Below are 20,060 nucleotides of genomic sequence, written 5' to 3' on the forward strand. Positions count from 1 at the left end.
AGCCGCCCTCAAGCCTGCCGCCGGTGCGTGAGGCGGATCAGGGCGGCGATCAGGAGGGCGATTGCCAGGATGGTGACGATTCCGGCCCCCGTCAGGATCCGCTGGATGAGCGGCGTATAGAGACCCCGTGCGGCATCGTAACCGTAGCAGAGCAGCGTGAGCCGGTCGGCGAGGCTGCCGACCCGGCCTTCGCCGGCCTCGGTCAGGGCGAGGCGGAGATCCCGCCCGGTTAGGGCGAGGGGCGACAGCACCCGTGCCACCCGGCCGTCGGCGGCGAGAAGAATGGCCGCCGCCGGATGGGCGAAGCTGTCGGTGCCGGCATCATAGACGGCCTGATAGCCCAGGGCGCCGGTGAGGCGCGCGAGGGCCGTGTCCGAGGCGATCAGAGCCCGGGGGCGGGCCGATGCATCCCGGTCTCCCAGCGTATCCGCGAGCATGCGGCGCGCGGCCGCGGGATCGTCGCGCGGGTCGATCCCGACCAGGACGAGCCCGTAATCGTCCCGCGGGAGTCCTGTCGCCGCGAGGGCCTCCACCGACATCGACACCATCGGGTCGCATACATTGCCGCAGGTGTAATCGACCGGCAGCAGCAGGGCGGCCCGACCGTCGAGGGCCTTGCCCAGGGTGGTGGGCTGCCCGGTGCGCGCATCGGTGACCGCAAGGTCGAGCGGGACGCGGGCCCCCGGGGGCGGCGTGACCGCGACACGGGCGAGATCGGCCTGGACCAGCCGGGCTACGGCCGGCCTCGACCCCAGGATGAGGCCGAGTGCCAGCAGGGCGCCGAGACCACACCGCCAAGTTGCGTCCAGTGCAGGGCTGGACAAGTGCCTGACGAACCGCATGGATATACGGGCCCGTCCGGCCCCGCCGTCCTGGGCGTGAGACCCGTCGCGGAGCCCCCGAATGACCCTCGACACCGAGGTTTCCTCCCTGAAGCAGGTGCCGCTGTTCCGCGAGGTGGAACCGTCGCGCCTGAAGCTTCTGGCCTTCACCAGCGAGCGGGTGCATTTCGAGCCGGGGCAACGCTTCTTCGCCCGCGGCGATGTGGCGGATGCAGCCTACGTGATCCTCTCGGGCACCGCGGAGGTCAGCATCGATGGCCCCGCCGGCCCGGTGCGGCTGGCGTTGCTGGGCCAGGATGCCCTGGTCGGCGAGATGGGCATCCTGGCCGAGCAGCCCCGATCCGCCACCGTGACGGCGCAATCCGCGGTGACCGCCCTGCGCATCGACCGGGGCGTCTTCCTGGAACTGCTCGCACAGTTTCCCCAGATCAGCATCGCCCTGATGCGCGTCCTGGCCTTGCGGCTGGAGCAGACCAATCAGGCGCTGGCCGAGAGCCGCGGCTGATCACGCTGCGTAAGTGATGAATTCCAGGAGCGACCCGTCCGGATCCCGGAAATAGACGCTCTGGCCGGGACCCGCGGCGCCGTGCCGCTCCACCGGCCCGAGTTCCACCACGATGCCGGCTGCCTCGAGATGCGCGATCGCCGCCTCGATCGGACCCGACCAGCGGAAGCACAGATCGCTGTTGCCGGGCTGGACGGGTTTGGCCGCCACGGGCACCGCCTCGACGCCAGGGCCATGGCAGTTGAGCTGGACGCCGCCGAACCGGTAGGCGAAGCCTGGGCCGCGCTCGATGATCTCGGCGCCCACCACATCCCGGTAGAAGGCATTGGATCGGGCCCAGTCGCTGACGTGGATCACACAGTGGTCGAGGTGTATCGCCGGGCTGAGCGGGACCTCGGGTGCGGTCGTCGCCTCGGTCGGAAGAGTTTGGGTCTCGGGCATCCTTCACCTCCGCGCCGGCCGCAATAGAGCGTTGCCGCGATTCTGAATTAGGGCGCAACCGTGGCCGCGCGAGCCGCCCGCACGCGATCCGCTGCGGCGGAAAAGCTACATCGTCACGGGCGCTGAGGCGGTAGGCATGGCGCGACGACCGTATCCCGCACGACAGGACCTATGATCGCCACGCTTCCATCGGCCTGGAGCCGCCTGCGCCGGATCGCCCTCTCGCGGATCCTCCTCGCCGTGGTGGCGATCGCGCCGCTGGCGGCCTGTCAGACCCGTCCGGTCCAGGTCGCGCAGGACGACGAATCCGCTTGGTACATCGGCGCAAAGCCCGACAAGCCCTTCGACATTCCCCTCGTCGATACCCAGCGGCTCGACCCCAAATATCGCCGGCAGCAGGTCAGCTACAACGGCCCCGAGCAACCCGGCACCATCGTCGTCGACATCGACAAGCGCCAGCTTGTCCTTGTTCAGGCCGATGGCACGGCGATGCAGTACGGCGTCGGCGTCGGCAAGGCAGGCTTCTCCTGGAAGGGCGAGGCCCGGGTCGGACGCAAGGGCGTCTGGCCGGATTGGAGCCCGACGGCCACGATGGTCTCGCTCCATCCCGACTTGCCACGGACCCGTAAGGGCGGCGTCGACAACCCGCTCGGTGCCCGCGCGCTCTACCTGTACCAGGGCAACCGCGACATCCTGTTCAGGATCCACGGCACCAACGAGCCCTGGAGCATCGGTGAGCAGATGTCGTCGGGCTGCGTCCGGATGCTGAACGAAGACATCGCGGATCTCTACGAGCGCGTGCCGGTGGGAACCCGCGTTCTCGTCAAGCGCAACGGCCAATACCGGACCTGATCGGTCTGGCTCCCCCGACGTCGGCTGCGACGCGCAAAGGCGGCGGTCAGCCGGCCGGCCTCACAGAGGCGGCGTCGCGCGCCTCTTCGGAGGCGTGGCGCGCGAGACGGCCGAGACCCTCACGATCCAGCGCCGGGTCACGCGGGGCGCCGTCCCGTACCATGCCGTCGCTCGCCAGGACCGCGGCCGTGGTCAGCCCCGGGCTCGTACGGGCGGCCGGTCCTTCCGGCCCGATCGCGAGGCCGATCCAGGTGAGAAGGGCTGCGCTCAGGGCCAAGCCGGCGAGCAGGGTCTTGAGAAAGCTCATGCGATACAACGACGGCTCCGGGGCGCCGTTCCGTGGCGCAGCCCGCGCGCAGGGTTGGAACGCTTTCGCAACCACGACGGGAGAAAGTCGGCGCCGGGGAAGCGCCGTTCCTCCGGTCGCCCGACAAATTCGCCACATTGGTCGTGCAGCGTGACGGCCCTCACACCGCTTTTCTTCGACGCCTTGCCTCCCGCGTGGACAGTTCCGTGATGATCAGACCGATGCTTGCCCTGCTCCTCCTGTGCGGCCCTGCTGCCGCGGCCGGGACGATCAGCGGTCCGGCAACCGTGATCGACGGCGACACGATCGAGGTGCAGGGGACGCGCATCCACCTGTACGGCATCGACGCCCCCGAGACCGCGCAGAGCTGCGAGAGCGCCAAGGGCCTGGAATATCGCTGCGGCCGCGAGGCCGCGCAGGCCCTGCGCGCGCGGATCGACGGCGGCGTCGTCACCTGCGAGCGGCGGGAGGGAGCCGTCGCCGGGCGTGTCACCGGGATCTGCCATGTCCATGGCGAGGATCTGTCCGCCTGGATGGTCGGCCAGGGCCTGGCGCTGGCCAGCCGCCACGTGACGCCCACCTATGTCCGCCACGAGGGGCACGCCTGGGCGACCCGCCGCGGCATCTGGGCCGGCACCTTCGAGAAGCCGGCCGATTGGCGCCAGGATCGGCGCCGGGTCGAGGCCACGGCCGGGGCGAGCGCGGCCGACTAGCGGGTCCGGCGGCTCAGGCCGTCGCGTCCTGCCCCTCGGTGAATTCCCGCCACAGCAGGACCAGGGCGGCCATCACCGCCGGGCCGACGAACAGGCCGAGCAGCCCGAAGGTCTCGACGCCGCCGAGGATGCCGAGGAGCACCCACAGGAAGGGCAGTTTCGTCGTGCCGCCGATCAGGGCCGGCCGGATGAAATGGTCGGCGACGAAGGTCACGACGAAACCCGCCGCAGCCACCACCAAAGCCGCCGTCACCGAACCCGCCGCAACCAGAAGAAGCGCCGCGATGGCGATGGCCACGGCGGCTCCGAACGGGATCATCGCCGCGACCGCCGTGAAGGCGCCGAGCAGCACGGGGTGGGGTACCCCCGCGAAGTGGTACACGATCCCCAGCACGAAGCCCTCGCCGAGGCCGACCAGCACGAGCCCGTCGACGGTGCCGTGCACGGAGGCCACCATCTGGCGGGCGACGCGCTCGCCGCGCGGGCCGAACAGCCGGTGGCAGGCGGTCAGCGACTGGTCCCGCACCGTCCGCCAGTCGCGGAACAGGAAGAACAGGGCCACGAGGCTGAAGCCGAACAGCACGATCCGGTGCACCACCTCGCGGCCGACATTGCGCGACGCCCCGAGCACGGAATTGTTCTCGAACCGGCGCAGCAGGTCCGAGCCCGCCTGCGCGTGGCCGAGATTGTCGTTCCACCACGCGGTCGCCTGCGCGGCGCCGTAGGGCAGGTGCTGGAGGAATTCCGGCGCCGGGATGCCGTTCGCCTCGGCATTGCGGACGAACTCGGCCACGTCGTGGGCCTCGCGGGCGGCCTGGACGCCGAGGATCGCCAGCGGCGCCAGGAAGACCAGCGCCACCGCCGCCGTCATCAGCGTGGGCAGCAGGATGTTGTGCTTCCCCGGCGGGAAGCGGTGCTCCAGCCGCGTGTAGACTGGCCACAGGGCGATCGCCAGCACCACCGCCCAGGCCAGCGCGGGCAGGAACTCGTGCAGGATCCAGAGACCCAGGGCCGACAGGGTCAGCACGAGCAGGACGCGAGCCGCACCCTGGGAGCGCGCCCGCTCCTGTGGCGGGAGGGGTGGCGTCTCGATCCGCGCCGGCGGAGCGGCGGGCTTGGTGATCGGTGGCATCCGTCTGTTCTCCTGAGGACGCGCGGTCCTCTCGCCGTCAAGCTAGGGTCGGCGCGATCGGCGCACATGCGCGTCCGCGCACCCGGCGGCGCACGCTTGTGGACAGGCGCTGAAACGCCGGGGAAGCGCCGCGGTTGCCGCCCCTGACACCCTCGTGTAGAGGTCGCCGCCATTCGACGGGGCCACGTACGAGGGCCCGTATACGCGTAGGGTGGCCGCACGGGGCGTTTCCGCCGGGCCGCCCGGGCGGCGAGGGGGCTCCCGCACGACCGATCCGGAATTCGAACAGCCCGCGAGAAGACATGTCCGACGAGCCCGCCCACGGCAGCGCCACCTTCGAGCGCGTGGCCGACATCATAGCCGAGACCGCCGACATCCCGCGGGACAAGATCACGCCCGAGAGCCACGCCATCGACGACCTCGGCATCGACAGCCTCGCCTTCCTCGACATCGCCTTCGCGGTGGACAAGGCCTTCGGGATCAAGCTGCCGCTCGAGCGCTGGACCCAGGAGGTCAACGAGGGCAAGGTCCCGGCCGAGGAGTACTTCGTCCTCAAGAACCTCTGCGCGCGCATCGACGGCCTCGTGGCCGAGAAGGCCGCCAAGGTCTGAACGCAGGCCGATCCGACCCATCATGCGCCTCGAATATTTCGAGATGATCGACTCCGTGCGGCTCCTCGATCGGGCCGCCGGCCGCATCGAGGCGCTCGCCCGGGTGCCCATGGCCAGCCCGGTCTTCGAAGGGCACTTCCCCGGCCATCCCCTGGTGCCGGGCGTCCTCCTCACCGAGACGATGGCGCAGGCCTCCGGCTACCTCGTGCTTGCCCATCTCGACTTCGCCCGGATGCCGTTCCTCACCGGCGTCGACAAGGCCCGCTTCCGGTCCTTCGTGGGCCCCGGGGCGAACCTCCTCGTCACGGCGCACCTGGAGCATGACGGCTCGGGCTACGCGGTCACCAAGGCGGCGATCAGCCACGACGGCAAGGCGCTGTGCGACGCGGAGCTGCGCTTCCGCACCATGCCGTTCCCGGACGGCCTCGACGCGCCGATGCGCGAGCGGGCGCGGACGATCGGCCTGTTTCCCGATTCGGCGCCGGCCGAACGCGAGCCCTGAGTCAGCCATGAGCCGCCCCGTCGTCGTCACCGGCCTCGGCCTCGTCTCCTGCGTGGGTGAAGGCGTCGACGCCCACTTGGCCGCCCTCGCCGGGGAGGCGGCTCCGCGCACGGACAGCGAGACCTTTGCGCCCTACCCGGTGCATCCGGCGCCGGCGATCGCCTGGGACGGCCAGATTCCCAAGCGCAGCGACCAGCGGCAGATGGAGGCCTGGCAGCGGCTCGGCGTCTACGCCGCCGGCCTCGCCCTCGACGCCGCGGGCGTAAAGGATGAGGCCGCCTTCAAGCAGGCGCTCCATCTCGTCGTGGCGGCGGGCGGCGGCGAGCGCGATTATGTGGCGGACGGGGCGATCCTCACGGGCCTGCGGGACGCCGCCGATCCGGGCGCCTACCTGAACGAGCGGCTGCAGAACGACCTCCGGCCGACCCTGTTCCTCGCTCAGCTCTCGAACCTGCTCGCCGGCAACATCGCCATCGTGCACGGGGTGACGGGCGCCTCGCGCACCTTCATGGGCGAGGAATCCGCCGGGGTCGACGCCCTGCGGATCGCCCAGGCGCGGGTGGCTTCGGGCCAGATCGATGCGATCCTGGTCGGCGGCTCCTACAGCGCCGAGCGGCCGGACGTTCTGGTCATCCACGAGATGGGCGGCTACCTCGCCCGCGACGCCTACCGCCCGGTCTTCGCGCGGGGCGAGGCGGGCGGCTTCATCCTCGGTAGCTGCGCAGCGTTCTTGATGCTGGAATCGGCTGCGCATGCGGCCGCCCGCGGTGCCCGTGCCCTGGCCCGGCTTGAGACGGTGGCGAGCGACCGGACCCGGCGCAGGCCCGGCAGCGTCGCCGACAGCCTCGAGGCCCTCTGGCGACAGGCCGGCCTCTCGGGCCCCGATCACGTCCTGTCCGGTGCCACCGGAGTCGCGCCGATCACCGCGGAAGAGCACGCTGCGCTGGCCCGTCTCGCGCCCGGCGCGCGGCTGCGCGCCCTCGGGGACGTGATCGGGCACGGGCTCGAAGTGGCGGCACCCTTCGGAACGGCGCTCGGGGCCGCCCTCGTCGCCGGCGGCAGCGCCCGCGAGGTCGCGGTGACCGCCGTCGGCCATCGGCGCGGCGAGGGGGTTCTGCGCCTCGTTCCGGCCTGAGCAAGCCCGTCCGGTGCCTGCGTGCCGACGGCGCTAGTTCGTGCGGCCGTAACCACAGACTTCATGCGCCCACGCCGCATTGAACTCCCTTATCTCGTTGTTCTCGCGGCCGTTCTGGCGTTGCTCAGCCGCATTTTCCGCTGAGAATTTCCCGCATCGGCGGGCCTGTTGCCGGGTGAAATATTTCCCTGCGCTTGCCAAAAAACCGCCGGCGGTTTATTTAAGCCGTATCGGCACGTGTCCGGATATCTTGGACCGTTACGCCTTCGCAGGGCGGTTCTGACTTTCCTATCGCTATCGGTCGATGCCGGCGCCTTCTCGCATGAGCGGGTGCCATTCCTCACTATGCCTGCGAAGATCAAGGACTTCCATGAGCACCGGAACCGTCAAGTGGTTCAACGAGACCAAGGGCTACGGCTTCATCCAGCCGGATGACGGCGGCAAGGACGTGTTCGTTCACATCTCGGCCGTCGAGCGCGCCGGCCTGCGCAGCCTGAACGAAGGCCAGAAGGTTTCCTACGAGCTGGAGACCGACCGTCGCAGCGGCAAGCAGTCCGCCGGTCAGCTCCAGACGGCCTGATCGCCGTCCTAGGCGTTTCTGTCGAAGCCGCTCCCTTGGAGCGGCTTCTTCGTATCTGCATTCTCTTTCCTTGCCTTTCTCTCGTGGGCGACGGCCTTCGCCGCGCCCGATCCAGGAGTGTCTGTGAGCTTTTTGAAGAATCAGGGTGTCGTCGATCGTCTGGAGACCGCCGCGAAGGCGCGGTCCGAGATGCTGGCCCGGTTCCGGGCGCGCCCGTCTGCCGATGATCCCACGGTCCTGGCTCGCCAATCCGCCCGCCGCGCCGTGGTCGATGCCCGCGAGGCCCGTGCGGCCGAACGCGCCGCCCAGCGTCAGGCCGAGCTCGAGCGCGCCGCTGCCCTGGCCGAGGCCGAGCGTCTCGCGGAAATCGAGCGCAAGCACGCCGAGCAGCTGGCCGCGCAGGAGCGCGCCAAGGCTCTCCAGGCCGAACAGAAGGCCCAGCGCGACGCTCGCTATCTCGCCCGCAAGGCGAAAGCGCAGAAGAAGCGCTGAGGCGCGGCAGCGGCAACACCCTCCAGGAGCCCGGCATGTCCCACAAGTTCAAGATCGGCCAGCGTGTCTGCCGGCCCCGGCTCGGGACCCCCGGCGAAGCGGGCGAGGTCGAGGTGTTCGAGGTCCTGCGGCTCATGCCGCAGGATCAGACCGGCGAGCCGAGCTACCGGATCCGCACGAAGGCCGGCGAGCGGGCGATCCGCGAAGGCGACCTCGTCGCAGCTGCGCAGCCCTGATCCGGGCGCACCTCAGAGCGTCCGGAACATCACCAGCGCATCGACCGGCCCGAGGTCCGGGTGTCGAAAGGCGCCCGGCAGCCGTCCGACCACGGCGAAGCCGAAGCTTTCCCATAGCCGGACGGCCCGGACGTTGGTGCTGACCACGAAGTTGAACTGCATCGCCGTGAAACCGCGCGTCCGCGCCCGATCGAGGGCATGCGCGCACAGGGCGCGGGCGATTCCGCGGCCGATCGCGGCCTCCCCCGTCATGAATCCGCAATTGGCGACGTGGGCGCCTCCGCCCGCCTGATTGGCGCGCAGGTAATACGTGCCGACCACCGTCCCCGCTTCCTCCGCCACGAAGGTCTCGCGGTCCGGTCCGGTCCAGTAGGCGAGGGCTTCGGCCTCGCCGAGGTCGCGGTCGAGGGCATAGGTCTCTCCCGCCCGGATGGTCGGCACGATGATGCGGGTGATCGCCGCGTGATCGGTCGCCCGCGCAGGTCTGATGTCCAGGCTCACCCGAATTGCTCTCGCAGGATGCGCTCGTCGAGGCTGTGGCCGGGATCGTGGAGCAGCACGAGTTCGGTGGCGCGGTCGAGGGATGTCTCCACGGTGCAGACGCGGCGGAACTCGGTGTGGTCGGCGACCGCCGCCACCGGGCGGTGGGGCGCGTCGAGCACGTCGATCCGGATGCGGGCGTAATCCGGCAGGAGCGCGCCGCGCCAGCGCCGGGGACGGAAGGCCGAGATCGGCGTCAGTGCCAGCAGCTTGGCGTCCAGGGGCAGGATCGGGCCGCCGACCGACAGGTTGTAGGCGGTCGAGCCCGCCGCGGTGGCGACGAGTACGCCGTCGGCGATCAGCAGGTCGAGCCGGACGTTGCCGTCGACGGCGATCTTCAGCTTGGCGGTCTGGTGGGTCTGGCGCAGCAGATAGACCTCGTTGATCGCCCGCGCCCGGTGGGAGCGGCCTTCGGTGTCGAGGACGTCCATCACCAGCGGGTGGATGACGCTGCGATGCGCCGTCTCCAGATGCTCCAGAAGGTCGTCGTCGCGAAACTCGTTCATCAGGAAGCCGACCGTGCCGCGGTTCATCCCGTAGATCGGCTTCGGGTTGTCCATGAAGCGGTGGAGCACCTGCAGCATCAGGCCGTCACCGCCGAGCGCCACGACGACGTCCGCCTCCTCGGGCGGGACGTGATCGTAGCGGCGCATCAGGGCGGCGGCGGCCTCGCGGGCATGGCCGGTCGGGCTCGCCACGAAGGCGATCTTCTGGAAGAGCGCCATGGCTCAGGCGCAGCCGCGCAGGCGCGTCAAAATCGCCTCAGGGTTCACGTCACGGCTCCAGTCTGATGAGCGAACCGCCCGGTTGACGTCCTGGCTTGGCATGGGCCTCACTCTGACGGCACATGCGCAATCGGAGGCATAGCATGGAGCGTCCGCTCCTCGTCTACACCACCTTTCCCGACCTCGCCTCTGCGCTGAACATCGGCGAGGCCCTGGTCCGCGAGCGTCTCATCGCCTGCATCAACGTGATGCCGGGCATGCAATCCGTCTACAGCTGGAAGGGCGCCGTCGAGCGCGGCGCGGAGGTCGCGGCCCTTCTCAAGAGCCGCGAGGGTCTTGCCGACGCCCTGACGGCCGCCCTGAAGGCGCGACATCCCTACGACACGCCGATCATCCTGCATCTGCCGGTCGCCGGCGCGGACGCCGACACCGCCGCCTGGATCCTGGCGGAAACGCAGCCGGACGGCTCGGCTGGAGCGGAACCCCAGTCGGCCTGATCCAATAGGCCGAGCCGCGGCACGACGGTCCGCTGTGCGATCACCGCACCCGGGCGAACACCGCTTTGGCAGCGATCCGGATGAACGCGCCGACCCACCGGCGCCAGGACGACCGGGCGGTCCGGCGCCGCGTTGCGGCGATCGGCAATGCCGGCACCGAGCAGGCTGTCGCCGGCGAAGGTGACAAGAGCCGCCGGCGCTCCCGCGAACAGGACGGCTGCCGCTGCTGTGAAAGCCGGGCGCGCGCGGTCGTGCGCTGCGAGCCACGAGGCGGCGTATCCCGCGATGGGGAGCTCGGCATCCGAAGCCGTCGGATCCATCTGCGCCTCCGACCGGATCCTGCATCTGGCGGTCTGTGGGCGATGAGCGATCTTCGCCCCGATCTGCGGCCGCGGATCGGAGCCGAACCCGTCAGGTTGCCGGCCTCGCTGTCCGGCGTCTGTGGACAAGACTTCTGCGCCGTCGGACGCCGCATGGAGCGCGTGCATCCGGGTATTTCCTTTGCCTTGCTTCTCGGCGTCGTGAACAGATCTAAGTTTGCATGCAAAGTTTCGAGATTAAAGATCGATGTTTCAGATAAATAAAAGCATCGGAAGGTCGTTGCACGGGAAAAAGATTGAGAAAATCTGGCGGACGATTTTAATGGGCTGCGGCGCGCGTCGCGCCCGAGACAAAGCCGAGGGGAAACCATGGGATGGTTCAGGATGGCAGACCGCGCCGCTGCGGCTCTGCTGATGTCGGTCATGGGCGCCCTGAATGTTCAGGCGGCCGGCGATCCGAAGAAGGAACTGTTGATGACCATCGAGGCGGCGCCGTCCGGTCCGGCCGGTCTCGCCTCAGCCGATCCGCCCGCCTTGCGGTACGGGGTTCTCTATGCCGACGACAAGGGTCACAGCCATGTCCAATACTGTGACCTGAAGAATTTCATCTTCAAGAGCTACGCGCCTCCGGCAGCGCCGCAATACGTCGGATTTCCGCCGGGGGAGGTGGCGTCGATCAAGTATGCGGTCCTGCCCGTCGGCTATGTCGGCACGTGGCACACGGCGCCGGGGCCGCAATGGGTGATCACCCTGTCGGGCCGCTGGTCGGTGGAGGCCACCGACGGGAGCGTGCTCGAGCAGGGACCCGGCGAGGTGGAGTTCAACGCCGACATGGGATCGACGCCGCAGGGGGCGGAGGGCCATGTCGGGCACCTGACCCGGCAGGTCGGCGATGTGCCGAACGTTCAGCTCATCGTCTCGCTGAAGCCGTCTTCCGGAAAGGCCCGCAACACCAACCCGTGCCAGCCCTGAACGCGTGATCCGGGCCGGCGGTGGCCTTCCGTCGGCCTGCGCGGGTCAGCCGCCGCTCACGGGATAGCTGCGCCCCTTCCAAGTGGCCGCGCCGGCTCGCTCGCGTCGCAGGAGCACGTTCCACTGGATCGCCAGGGCCACCGCGACCGCCGCCGGGTGGAGCGGGATCGTCGCCCAGGGTGCCCGGACCGCCACCGTGACGGCCGTCCGGGTCGCCAGCGACAGGGCCAAGGCCAGGCCGCCCAGGGCCAGGGCGGAGGCGGGCACCAGCCCGAGCAGGCCGGCCAGGATGAGGAGCGGCGGCAGGACCTGGCCGCAGCCGAGCAGGAGCGTCCAGACCGGAAGGGCGCGGGGCGTGGCCATGCCCTCGTGGGCGTTCTTGGAGAAGCCGGCCCAGGCTTGGGTGAAGCCATCGTACATCCGGCATGTCGCCAGCGCGGCGGCGGCCACGAGATCCGTCCGGTAGCCCGCGGCACGGAAGAGGCGGGCCAGGCGGACGCCGTCATGGAGGGATTTGCGGATCGCAGCGTGTCCGCCGACGGCCGTGTAGGCCGCACGATCGACCAAGATCAGCTGACCGCAGGCCGCGCCGAGCGACGGGTCCGGCAGCCGACGCATCAGCGGCACCGGCAGGAAGCCGAGGAGCAGGAAGTCGATCATCGGGACGGTCAGCATCTCGCCGAGCGTGTCCGTGCGCTGCCGGGGTACGCCGCTGACGAGCGCCGCACCGGTGCGGCGGGCCTGGGCCGCCACGGCAGCCGCGGCCTCGGCTTCGAGGCGCACGTCGGCGTCCAGGAACAGCAGGTGGTCGCCGCGGGCGAGGCCGGCCATATGGCTGCAGGCGTGGTTCTTGCCCGTCCAGCCTTCGGGAAGGGCCGGCACCGAGACGAGGCGCAGACGCGGATCGCCGACGGCGCGCACGATCTCCGCGGTCGCGTCCGTGGAATGATCGTCACCGACGATGACCTCCACCGGAACCGATGTGCTGGCGAGCGCCGCCCGCACGGTGGCGTCGATGTTGCCGGCCTCGTTGCGTGCCGGGATCAGGATCGAGACCAGGCCCGTCCCGGTCTCCGGCATGGGCCGGCGCAGAGCCGCGAGATTCACTGCCGCCAGCACGGCCGGCAGGAGGGCGGTGACCAGGCAGAGCAGGGCCAGGGCCGTGAGGATCGAATCGGTCATCGTCCGCGCCGCGCTGGTGTCGGGTCTCGACCTGGGATCGTACGGGGCCGGGCGCGAGCGGAAGGGGTCATCCGGCGCGATCCTGGCCGCCCGCGGCGCGATGCGCCGGATCGAAGCGTCGCCCGGAGAGCCGGGCCGCCACGCGTCGCCACAGATCGTAGAGGCCGCCGACGCCCTTTCGGCCGGAGACCAGGGTGCGGAAGCGTCCGGGTTCCCGGCTGATCACATCGGCGCTCAGACGGTCGAGGGTCGTGGTCAGGTCGGATTCCAGGCGCGCGAGCCGCTGGTCTCGCGGAAGCGCGGCGAGTTCGGATCCGCCGATCCCGGGACCGAAGGCCACGAAGGCGCCGGCGCCGCGCTCGTCCCAGAAGGTGTATTCCACGGCGAGGGGAACGAACAGGGCGTCGGGGGCGATCTCGGCGAGCCGTGCCACGCCGGGCCTCAGGGCCAGCGGCCGTGCGCGGGCATCCGCGAAACGGCCCTGTGCGGTGATCCAGAGCATGCCGTCGGAGGACGCCAGGATCGACCGGGCGGCCGTGAGGAACTGCGCCGCCCCGCGCGGGCTCTCCAGGTCGACCCCGAAGGCGCCGATCCGCTCAAAGATCCGGTAGCGCGCCAGCATCGCGGCGTCGAACGGGGCGCGGCTCCATCGCTCCGGATAGAGGCGGCCGGCCAGCACGACGATCAGCGCGGCGTCCCACCACGCCGGGTGGTTGCTATAGACCACGATCGCGCCCGGATGGCTCGCCGCCGGCGGTGTGCTCCAGAGGGGCAGCCGCACGGCGTCGAGGTGACGGTGCATATAGCGCTCGAACCACGCCACCATGAAGGCGCGGATTCCGGGCGAGATCGGGGGCAAGGGGGCGCCGCGCGTACCTCTCTCGCCCCCCGGGACGGAGGCGGGAGGTGGCGGCGTCGCCGTCACGCCGAGGCGCGCAGGGCGCCGCGGGCGTCCTGGTCGTGCGCGTCGGCGGCGATCCAGCCCGACATCATCACCATCGGCATGCCGGGACCCGGATGGGCGGCGCCCCCCGCGAGGTAGAGGCCGCGCACCTGCCGCGAACGGTTTCCAGGCTTGAATGCGCCCATCACCCGCCCGTGGGAGGCGAGACCGTAGATCGCGCCGTTCAGCACCTTGTAACGCTCGTGGATGTCCTGCGGCGTCAGGTGGCGCTCGACGACGATGCGCTCCTCCAGGTCCGGCATGCCGCCGGTGCGCTTGAGCTTGTCGAGGATCGTCCGGCGGTAATTCTGGAACAGCGGTCCGTCCGGACGCCAGTCGTGGTGCGGGCGCAGATACGGCGTATGCACGAGGACGTAGAGCGCCTCGCCACCCTCCGGCGCCACGCTCGGATCGGTGGAGGAGGGCGCCGCCAGATAGGCGGTCGGGTCCGGGGCCGGCTCGCCCTTGTTGTAGATGTAGTCGAACTCCTCTTCCGGATCCCGGGAGAAGACGAAGTCGTGGTGGTTCAGGTGCTCGTAGCGCTTGTTCAGGCCGAGATAGAGCACCACGCCCGAGCAAGCCGGCTCGGGGTTCTTCTTGGCGTAGACCTTGGCCGCTTCGCCGCCGACGAGTTCGCGGTAGGTGCGGACCGAATCCATGTTGGAGATCACCGCGTCGAAGGGCGTGACGCCGTGGGCAGTCCGCACGCCCCGGACGGCGCCGTTCGCGGTCTCGATTCCGGTCACCTCGGTGTCGGTCTTGCAGGTGGCGCCGAGTTCCTGGGCGAGCTTCGCCAGCCCCTCCGCCACGGCGCGGGTGCCGCCCATCGGGTACCAGACGCCGTCGGCGGTCTGCATGTGCGCGATGGCGCAGAGCACCGCCGGCGCGCCATAGGGCGAGGAGCCGACATATTGCACGAAGTGGTCGAGCATCTGCGCGAGCCGGGCGTCCTTGACCTTGCCGCGGATCGTCGAGGCGACGGAGGCGTGCATGCGCAGGGAGAGCACGTCGCGCAGCGTGCCCGGGTTCATGTTGGCGCGGATGTTGATCGTGTCGAACAGGTCTTCGACCGGCTTCCAGAAGAAGAACTTTTCCGAAACGCCGTGCAGGTGTTCCGAGATCGAGAGGAACTTCTTGTAGCCCTCGCCGGTGCCGGGCGCGAAGCGCTCCATGTCGCCGGCCATCCGCTCGACGTCCTGCATCAGGTCGATCTGGGTGCCGTCATCGAAGAAGCACCGCCATTGCGGGTCGAGGCGGCGCAGATCCATGTAGTCGTGGACCGAGCGGCCGGCTTCAGCGAAGATCCGTTCCAGCACCCGCGGCACGGTCAGGATGGTCGGGCCCATGTCGAAGCGGAAGCCGCCCTCGTGGAGCACCGCCGCCTTTCCGCCGAGCCAGCCGTTCTTGTCGTAGACCGTCACGCGGTGTCCCCGCGCGGAAGCGACACACGCGGCCGCCAGACCGCCGAGTCCGCTGCCGATAACGGCCACCGTTGAATCCTGGCTCATCCTGATAGGTCGCTCCCCGGGCCTTCCACGAACGTGACCCGCGACAGCGAAGCTAGCCCCGGGGTCGTGCGGGTCAACGCGCCACCCGGTCGCGGCCGCATCCGGTCAATGCTCACCTGTGGACAGCCGGGTCAGAAAGTTGCCGATCTCGCGGCGGCGGCGATCCGCCTCCAGCACTTCCGGCCCCAATCCGTGGCGCCATGCGAGCCGGCGCACGGCTGCGGGCTCGCCTGTCTGAAGGCCTGCGATCTCGTCGGCATAGGCCGCCACCGTCTCCGGATCCTCCGCCAGGCCCGCCGCGACGATGGCCGTGTCGCACAGGCGGAGCATCGCGGCGACTTCGTCCAGGTCGAGCTCGGGATGATACTGCGTCCCCCAGAACCATCCGTCCCCCTGGCGGATCTCGATCGCCTGGATGCCGAGGATCCGGTTCCCGGCAAGCACGCGGGCGCCCGGCGGCGGTTGCAGCACCGCATCCGCGTGGATCGCGGGGGCGTCCCACGTGGCGGGCCGGCCGGCGAGGAGCGGATGGGTCCGGCCCTCCTCGGTCGGGGTAATGGAGCGGGCGAAGCCGTATTCCGGCCCGCGCGGGTTCTCGGCGGCCCGCCCGCCCGCCACCGTGGCGGCGACCTGCACGCCCCAGCACGATCCGAAGATCGCCAGCCCCGCGTCCAGGGCGGCCCGCATCAGCACGAGCTGCCGCCTCACCTCGGGCGTGCCCTCGGAAACTCTGAGCGTCGAGCCGGTGAAGATCACGCCGTCGACATCCGCGAGGGTCGCCGGGAGGGTGGCGTCGGCATCGGCGGGGCTGACGAGATGGCAGCTGATCTCCGGCCGAAGATCTCGGACCACGGCCGCGTAGGACTCGGCCGAGGTTCGGCCGGTGGCCGCGACGTGCCGGTCCCGGGCCGCGCGGTCGTTGCCGTCGGCGATGAGCAGGCGGAGCATGGGAGTTCCGTTGAGCGGGGCCGTGCGGCGGGGAAGCTGCATGTGCCCTCGCGGAGCCGCGGGGAAACGGCGCGGATCGTCGCGGGCCGAGCATGCCGCAGCCCGGAGCGGCTCCCGGAGCCCGTCGCGGGCGACCGGGTCGGAGCGCCCCCGGCCGGACGTACAGGGCAACGACCACGGTGTGACGGATGCCGAGCGCACGGGTCTTGGCGCGGGTCTCGGCACGGGCCTCACGCCCATCCATCGGGCTGTCGAATATTATTTATTCGTTGGCGCATCCAAATGAATGATGCGCCTTATCCCGCATACGATTCATATTGGATCAGATCATTACTGAAATCAGGCTATGCTGGAGGGCGAAATGCCGGATTTCACAGGGATCGAACTCTGTGTCCGAGAGGGGTGGGGTCTCCTCGTCCGTGACACGGAGGCCGTCCGTCGCGCGGCGCAGGCGGGCGCCTGCGCGGGGTCTCGCAGGACGGTCGTGCCGAGGCGTGCCGCGATCGACGACCGTCATCCGATGATCGAGCTGGACGGCAATTGCCTCGCCTTCGCGACGCTGCCCGATGCCGTGGGCCGGCCGGTTTCCGGAAGGCGGACCGGCTGTGCTCTCAGGGGGCACGGCCATGTCGGCGAAGTCCGCGCCTCGGCAACGCGCACCGGGCGGGATTATCCGGTGACCTCGGAGGGCTCCCGGCAAGATCCTGACAAGACGAGCGTGGACCCTCCGCTATCCGTTCGGCCGGACTCCCGCAGCCATCCCCTCTCCGGGCAGGCGGGGCTGGAGACGGTGCTGCGGCCGCACCTGCAGTTCGGCGCGCCTGCCGCCTTGGGCGGATCGCCGTGGCGCAGCGCGCCGTGATCGTCTCGGGATCGCCTGGGACGTCTCAGATTCAATCGGTGAGGCGACCACATGTGGAGAGCCCTGCTGATATGGCCGGTGTTGCTCGTGATCGGCCTGACGCTTCCCGCATTCCGGACGCGCTCGACCCCGCCCGTCCATCAGGCGGCCGAGATCGAGGCCCTGGTGAACCGGGCGGCCGAGGCGTTGGAAGACCGCGGCGCCGGGGCGTTCGGAGAGTTCAGACGGAAAGGTAGCGTCTGGCGCTACGGGGACGTCTATCTGTTCGTCATCGACATGAAGGGGATCGTGCTGTTCAATGCCGCGCATCCGAACCGCGAGGGGCATGATCTTCTCGACGAGCGCGACGCCGACCGGAAGCAGTTCCACAGGGACTTCATCGAGGTTGTGGACCGCTTCGGTTCCGGCTGGGTCGATTACATGTTCCCGAAGCCCGGTCAGTCCGTCCCGACCGTGAAATGGAGCTACGTCTGCGCGACGCACGTCGCCGGTTCGGACGCGGTCATCGGTGCGGGCGTCTACGTCGAGTAACGCGGGTCCGATCCGCGCGCCCGATGGCTGCCCTACACGGTCCGCCGCGCCGCCAGGGTGAGGGCGAGGCCGAGCCCGCAGAGCGTCAGCGCGCCCAGCACCGCGAGCGACGGCGCTGCGGCGGAGAACCCTTCGCCGAGCGCGCTCTGATACGCCTCGATCGCCCAGGCATTGGGGGTGAGCCAGCCGGCCTGCTGCAGCCAGGGCGGCATCAGGAAGCGCGGAACCATGGAGCCCCCAACCGCCGAGAGCAGCAGCACTCCGAAGGTCGAGGCGAGGTGCGCCTGCTGGCGCGAGCCAGCCAGCGCGCAGGCAGCGAGCGCGAGGCCGGCGGCCATCGCCGAGACCAGCAGGCAGGTGGCCAGGAAGGCCGGCCAGTGCGGCCCGATCTCGACTCCGTAGAGCAGCGCGGCGGCCAGGAAGATCAGCCCGGCCTGGACGAGACCCTGCAGCGTCAGGAAGGCGAACTTGCCGAGCACGACCACCGGCAGGCCGCCCGGACCGGCCATCAGCCGTTCGGCGAGGCCCGTCTCGCGCTCCTCGACCAGGGACATCGCCCCCTGCATCGCGGCGAAGAGCAGGAACACCGCTGTGATCGCACCGGCATAGTAGCTCACCCGCGCATTGGCGCTGCCAGCGGCGGTGCTGCGCCGCTCCACCAGGGCGGCGAAGCTGAACGGCTCCTTCTTGGCCCGCTGCTCCGCGAAGGCCTCGTCGAGGAAGCGGCGCTCGTCGGGGCCGATCTTGCCCGTGCGCTCGACGTCGGCGACGATCCGCGACAGGACCACGTCGGGCAGCGCCTCGTTCAGGACCCGCTGGAGCTGGCCCAGGGCAATCGGCGTCGCCAACGCCTTGGCGGGGTTCTCCACCAGCACCACCGGTTGATCGACAGACCCGGATGCGGCTTCCGCAGGCGCGGCGATCAGGTCGCCGCGCAGGACCAGCGCCACGTCGACCTCGCCCGCACGAACCGCCTGCGCCACGGCGGCAATGTCGGTGGCGGGCAGGCGCGTCACGCGCAGCGAGGGATCGGCCGCGAGGGCGTCGGCGAGGCGCTCGGTGGCGGCGGTGTGGGCCAGATCGGCCAGTCCGAGATGAATGCGGATCCGGTCGCCGATCGCCCCGGAGAAGATGGCCGCGAAGATCGAGAAGATCACCGTCGGCAGCACGAAGGCCATCACCAGCGCGGCCCGGTCGCGCAGGAGGGTCAGGAGCATCACGCGGAAGGCGGCGGCGATCATCCGGCTGCACCGACCCGGAGCGGCGTGGCCGCGGGATCCGTCAGCTCCCGCGGCCGGAGGGCGTCGAGGTAGAGCGTCTCCAGCCGTGGCGCCCGAACCCGGATCTCGGCCACGGGAACGCCCTGGGCGCGCAGCGCGCCGAGCAGGGCCGCGCCGTCGAGGCCGGAGCGCTCGACGGACCGCCAGACGAGGCCTCCCGCCTCGGCGGGCGCGAACCCGGCCCGGCGTAGCACACCCTCGGCCGGTCCCGTCGCCGGGACGGCGAGGCTCAGCTCCCGCTCGGGGGCGCCCGTGCGCAATTGCGCGAGCAGATCGGCGAGCCGGCCGGCACGCACGACCCGACCCTGGGCCAGGAACGCAACCCGGGAGGCGAGGCGCTCCGCTTCGGCGAAATCGTGCGTGGCGATCAGGATCGCGGTGCCGGCGGCCTTCAGGCGGTCGAGCACCGCGTGGATCGCGGCCCGGGCGGCGAGGTCGACGCCGCTGGTCGGCTCGTCGAGGAGGACCAGCCGGGGCCGGTTCATCAGGCTCGCCGCGATGTTGACCCGGCGCCGGTATCCCCCCGACAGGACGCCCACCGGGCGTCGGGCCACGTCGGCGATGTCGGCCATGGTCAGGGCGGCCTCCACGGCGGCCTTCCGGTCGCGTCGGGCAACCCCCGCGAGCTGCCCGAAGACGCCGAGATTCTCCGAGACGGTCAGCCGGGGATAGAGGGCGATCTCCTGCGGCACCCAGCCGATGGCGCGGCGTGCGCGTCCCGCGCGATAGGGGTCCGCCTCGGCCACGCGCACCGACCCCGCGCTCGGACACAACCGCCCCGCAACGAGGCGCATCAGCGAGGACTTGCCGGCCCCGTTCGGCCCGAGCAGCGCGAGGGTCTCGCCGGCCCCGAGCTCAAGATCGACCCGGTCCAGGACCCGTCGCCCGCGGAGGTCGAGGCCGACGTCCACGAGGCTGACGAGGGGGCCCTCCATCGTCTCACCGTCTCGGAAGGGCACGGCCAAGGCGCACCCGCAGGGCGGCGCCCGGTTCCCGTAGGGCGAAGGCCGCCTCGGCGAAATCGGGCCGCGCCCGGCGCCCGACGGCGCCCGAGAAGCCGTAGGGCTCCAGCGGCAGGCCGAGGCCGGTCCGGTCGAGGCGTCCGTTGCCGTTTGCGTCCTGATAGGCCGCCACCGCGTAGGTCCCCGGCGGAACGTCCCGGAAGGTGAACAGCGCCCGGTCGGCCGTCGCCGGCGAGTCGTCGCCCCGCAGGCACGACGTCTCCGAAAGACCGCCCTGACAGAGCGCCACGCGCACCTGACCGCCGCCCGGCTCGATCCCGTCGACCTCGACCTGAACGGCGGCGGCTGAGACGGGCAGGGCTGCGGCGCAGAGCCAAGCCGACAGGGCGATCGTCACGCGGCCCGTCGGCCCGCGGCCGTGTCTCCTCCGATCCGTCGCCGC

At 70.6% G+C, this 20,060-nt stretch carries 27 protein-coding genes; 14 read left to right on the plus strand and 13 right to left on the minus strand.

The window, feature by feature from the left end; genetic code table 11:
- Positions 1 to 8 precede the first annotated feature (8 nt).
- Positions 9 to 824, minus strand: coding sequence for an electron transporter (locus P9K36_RS28070; RefSeq protein WP_236961799.1), 816 nt, complete (start codon positions 822 to 824; stop codon positions 9 to 11).
- Positions 825 to 903: 79 nt separating this feature from the next.
- Here P9K36_RS28070 and P9K36_RS28075 point away from each other — a divergent pair, with 79 nt between their 5' ends.
- Positions 904 to 1,347: a Crp/Fnr family transcriptional regulator gene (locus P9K36_RS28075; RefSeq protein WP_043349450.1), complete on the plus strand. Its 444-nt coding sequence runs from the start codon at positions 904 to 906 to the stop codon at positions 1,345 to 1,347.
- On the opposite strand, the gene P9K36_RS28080 is transcribed toward P9K36_RS28075, so the two are convergent.
- On the minus strand, positions 1,348 to 1,788 hold the full coding sequence (locus P9K36_RS28080) for a VOC family protein (RefSeq protein ID WP_043386008.1): 441 nt from the start codon (positions 1,786 to 1,788) through the stop codon (positions 1,348 to 1,350).
- Between the two features lie 171 nt (positions 1,789 to 1,959).
- On the opposite strand from P9K36_RS28080, the gene P9K36_RS28085 reads away from it, so the two are divergent.
- Complete coding sequence (locus P9K36_RS28085; RefSeq protein ID WP_043349444.1) at positions 1,960 to 2,640, plus strand: L,D-transpeptidase; 681 nt, start codon at positions 1,960 to 1,962, stop codon at positions 2,638 to 2,640.
- A gap of 46 nt (positions 2,641 to 2,686) precedes the next feature.
- On the opposite strand, the gene P9K36_RS28090 is transcribed toward P9K36_RS28085, so the two are convergent.
- On the minus strand, positions 2,687 to 2,947 hold the full coding sequence (locus tag P9K36_RS28090) for a hypothetical protein (RefSeq protein ID WP_043386011.1): 261 nt from the start codon (positions 2,945 to 2,947) through the stop codon (positions 2,687 to 2,689).
- 209 nt (positions 2,948 to 3,156) lie between these two features.
- Here P9K36_RS28090 and P9K36_RS28095 point away from each other — a divergent pair, with 209 nt between their 5' ends.
- Positions 3,157 to 3,660, plus strand: a complete 504-nt coding sequence (locus P9K36_RS28095; protein WP_043386014.1) for a thermonuclease family protein — start codon at positions 3,157 to 3,159, stop codon at positions 3,658 to 3,660.
- Between the two features lie 13 nt (positions 3,661 to 3,673).
- Here P9K36_RS28095 and P9K36_RS28100 read toward each other — a convergent pair whose 3' ends face one another.
- Positions 3,674 to 4,792 (minus strand): AI-2E family transporter, encoded by a 1,119-nt coding sequence (locus P9K36_RS28100; protein ID WP_043350201.1) that lies wholly within the window; start codon positions 4,790 to 4,792, stop codon positions 3,674 to 3,676.
- A 302-nt stretch (positions 4,793 to 5,094) separates the two neighbouring features.
- On the opposite strand from P9K36_RS28100, the gene P9K36_RS28105 reads away from it, so the two are divergent.
- From P9K36_RS28105 to P9K36_RS28130, 6 genes are all read left to right on the plus strand, one after another.
- Positions 5,095 to 5,403 carry an acyl carrier protein gene (locus P9K36_RS28105; RefSeq protein WP_010683687.1) on the plus strand — a complete coding sequence of 103 codons (309 nt, stop codon included), beginning with the start codon at positions 5,095 to 5,097 and terminating at the stop codon, positions 5,401 to 5,403.
- A 22-nt stretch (positions 5,404 to 5,425) separates the two neighbouring features.
- Positions 5,426 to 5,905: a 3-hydroxyacyl-ACP dehydratase FabZ family protein gene (locus P9K36_RS28110; protein ID WP_043386017.1), complete on the plus strand. Its 480-nt coding sequence runs from the start codon at positions 5,426 to 5,428 to the stop codon at positions 5,903 to 5,905.
- A gap of 7 nt (positions 5,906 to 5,912) precedes the next feature.
- The gene (locus P9K36_RS28115) at positions 5,913 to 7,040 is read left to right on the plus strand and encodes a beta-ketoacyl-ACP synthase (RefSeq protein ID WP_043760149.1); all 1,128 of its coding nucleotides are present in this window, start codon (positions 5,913 to 5,915) and stop codon (positions 7,038 to 7,040) included.
- 370 nt (positions 7,041 to 7,410) lie between these two features.
- A complete protein-coding gene (locus tag P9K36_RS28120; RefSeq protein WP_010683690.1) occupies positions 7,411 to 7,620 on the plus strand; it encodes a cold-shock protein in 210 nt (69 codons plus the stop codon).
- Between the two features lie 123 nt (positions 7,621 to 7,743).
- On the plus strand, positions 7,744 to 8,112 hold the full coding sequence (locus P9K36_RS28125) for a DUF6481 family protein (protein WP_043350195.1): 369 nt from the start codon (positions 7,744 to 7,746) through the stop codon (positions 8,110 to 8,112).
- 35 nt (positions 8,113 to 8,147) lie between these two features.
- Positions 8,148 to 8,348 (plus strand): hypothetical protein, encoded by a 201-nt coding sequence (locus tag P9K36_RS28130; RefSeq protein WP_043350192.1) that lies wholly within the window; start codon positions 8,148 to 8,150, stop codon positions 8,346 to 8,348.
- Positions 8,349 to 8,360: 12 nt separating this feature from the next.
- Here P9K36_RS28130 and P9K36_RS28135 read toward each other — a convergent pair whose 3' ends face one another.
- Positions 8,361 to 8,843: a GNAT family N-acetyltransferase gene (locus tag P9K36_RS28135; protein ID WP_043761689.1), complete on the minus strand. Its 483-nt coding sequence runs from the start codon at positions 8,841 to 8,843 to the stop codon at positions 8,361 to 8,363.
- A 2-nt stretch (positions 8,844 to 8,845) separates the two neighbouring features.
- Complete coding sequence (locus P9K36_RS28140; protein ID WP_043350190.1) at positions 8,846 to 9,613, minus strand: NAD kinase; 768 nt, start codon at positions 9,611 to 9,613, stop codon at positions 8,846 to 8,848.
- 143 nt (positions 9,614 to 9,756) lie between these two features.
- Here P9K36_RS28140 and cutA point away from each other — a divergent pair, with 143 nt between their 5' ends.
- The 3 genes from cutA (at position 9,757) to P9K36_RS28155 (ending at position 11,402) form a co-directional block, all read left to right on the plus strand.
- Positions 9,757 to 10,110: a divalent-cation tolerance protein CutA gene (gene cutA, locus P9K36_RS28145; RefSeq protein ID WP_043350188.1), complete on the plus strand. Its 354-nt coding sequence runs from the start codon at positions 9,757 to 9,759 to the stop codon at positions 10,108 to 10,110.
- A gap of 80 nt (positions 10,111 to 10,190) precedes the next feature.
- Positions 10,191 to 10,694 carry a hypothetical protein gene (locus tag P9K36_RS28150; protein WP_278306272.1) on the plus strand — a complete coding sequence of 168 codons (504 nt, stop codon included), beginning with the start codon at positions 10,191 to 10,193 and terminating at the stop codon, positions 10,692 to 10,694.
- Between the two features lie 120 nt (positions 10,695 to 10,814).
- Complete coding sequence (locus P9K36_RS28155) at positions 10,815 to 11,402, plus strand: hypothetical protein (protein WP_236961797.1); 588 nt, start codon at positions 10,815 to 10,817, stop codon at positions 11,400 to 11,402.
- A 45-nt stretch (positions 11,403 to 11,447) separates the two neighbouring features.
- On the opposite strand, the gene P9K36_RS28160 is transcribed toward P9K36_RS28155, so the two are convergent.
- From P9K36_RS28160 to P9K36_RS28175, 4 genes are all read right to left on the minus strand, one after another.
- A complete protein-coding gene (locus P9K36_RS28160; protein WP_043386025.1) occupies positions 11,448 to 12,584 on the minus strand; it encodes a glycosyltransferase family 2 protein in 1,137 nt (378 codons plus the stop codon).
- A 67-nt stretch (positions 12,585 to 12,651) separates the two neighbouring features.
- Positions 12,652 to 13,410: a lysophospholipid acyltransferase family protein gene (locus P9K36_RS28165; protein WP_111473441.1), complete on the minus strand. Its 759-nt coding sequence runs from the start codon at positions 13,408 to 13,410 to the stop codon at positions 12,652 to 12,654.
- A gap of 95 nt (positions 13,411 to 13,505) precedes the next feature.
- Positions 13,506 to 15,035: a phytoene desaturase family protein gene (gene crtI / locus P9K36_RS28170; protein ID WP_043760156.1), complete on the minus strand. Its 1,530-nt coding sequence runs from the start codon at positions 15,033 to 15,035 to the stop codon at positions 13,506 to 13,508.
- Between the two features lie 105 nt (positions 15,036 to 15,140).
- Positions 15,141 to 15,983 carry a type 1 glutamine amidotransferase gene (locus P9K36_RS28175; RefSeq protein ID WP_111473440.1) on the minus strand — a complete coding sequence of 281 codons (843 nt, stop codon included), beginning with the start codon at positions 15,981 to 15,983 and terminating at the stop codon, positions 15,141 to 15,143.
- Positions 15,984 to 16,503: 520 nt separating this feature from the next.
- On the opposite strand from P9K36_RS28175, the gene P9K36_RS28180 reads away from it, so the two are divergent.
- Together P9K36_RS28180 and P9K36_RS28185 are read left to right on the plus strand one after the other, a co-directional pair.
- Positions 16,504 to 16,845: a hypothetical protein gene (locus P9K36_RS28180; RefSeq protein WP_124262940.1), complete on the plus strand. Its 342-nt coding sequence runs from the start codon at positions 16,504 to 16,506 to the stop codon at positions 16,843 to 16,845.
- 78 nt (positions 16,846 to 16,923) lie between these two features.
- A complete protein-coding gene (locus P9K36_RS28185) occupies positions 16,924 to 17,376 on the plus strand; it encodes a cache domain-containing protein (protein ID WP_236952780.1) in 453 nt (150 codons plus the stop codon).
- A gap of 32 nt (positions 17,377 to 17,408) precedes the next feature.
- On the opposite strand, the gene P9K36_RS28190 is transcribed toward P9K36_RS28185, so the two are convergent.
- Genes P9K36_RS28190 through P9K36_RS28200 form a run of 3 tightly spaced genes read right to left on the minus strand, consistent with a single transcriptional unit; the run spans position 17,409 to position 20,015 of the window.
- A complete protein-coding gene (locus tag P9K36_RS28190; RefSeq protein WP_043386036.1) occupies positions 17,409 to 18,617 on the minus strand; it encodes an ABC transporter permease in 1,209 nt (402 codons plus the stop codon).
- Complete coding sequence (locus P9K36_RS28195; RefSeq protein WP_043350168.1) at positions 18,614 to 19,591, minus strand: ABC transporter ATP-binding protein; 978 nt, start codon at positions 19,589 to 19,591, stop codon at positions 18,614 to 18,616. The genes P9K36_RS28190 and P9K36_RS28195 overlap by 4 nt, the downstream gene beginning before the upstream one ends.
- Before the next feature lie 4 nt (positions 19,592 to 19,595).
- A complete protein-coding gene (locus P9K36_RS28200) occupies positions 19,596 to 20,015 on the minus strand; it encodes a DUF2141 domain-containing protein (RefSeq protein WP_043350167.1) in 420 nt (139 codons plus the stop codon).
- Between the last annotated feature and the right edge of the window lie 45 nt (positions 20,016 to 20,060).

Source organism: Methylobacterium sp. 391_Methyba4 (assembly GCF_029691625.1).
Classification (GTDB): domain Bacteria; phylum Pseudomonadota; class Alphaproteobacteria; order Rhizobiales; family Beijerinckiaceae; genus Methylobacterium; species Methylobacterium fujisawaense.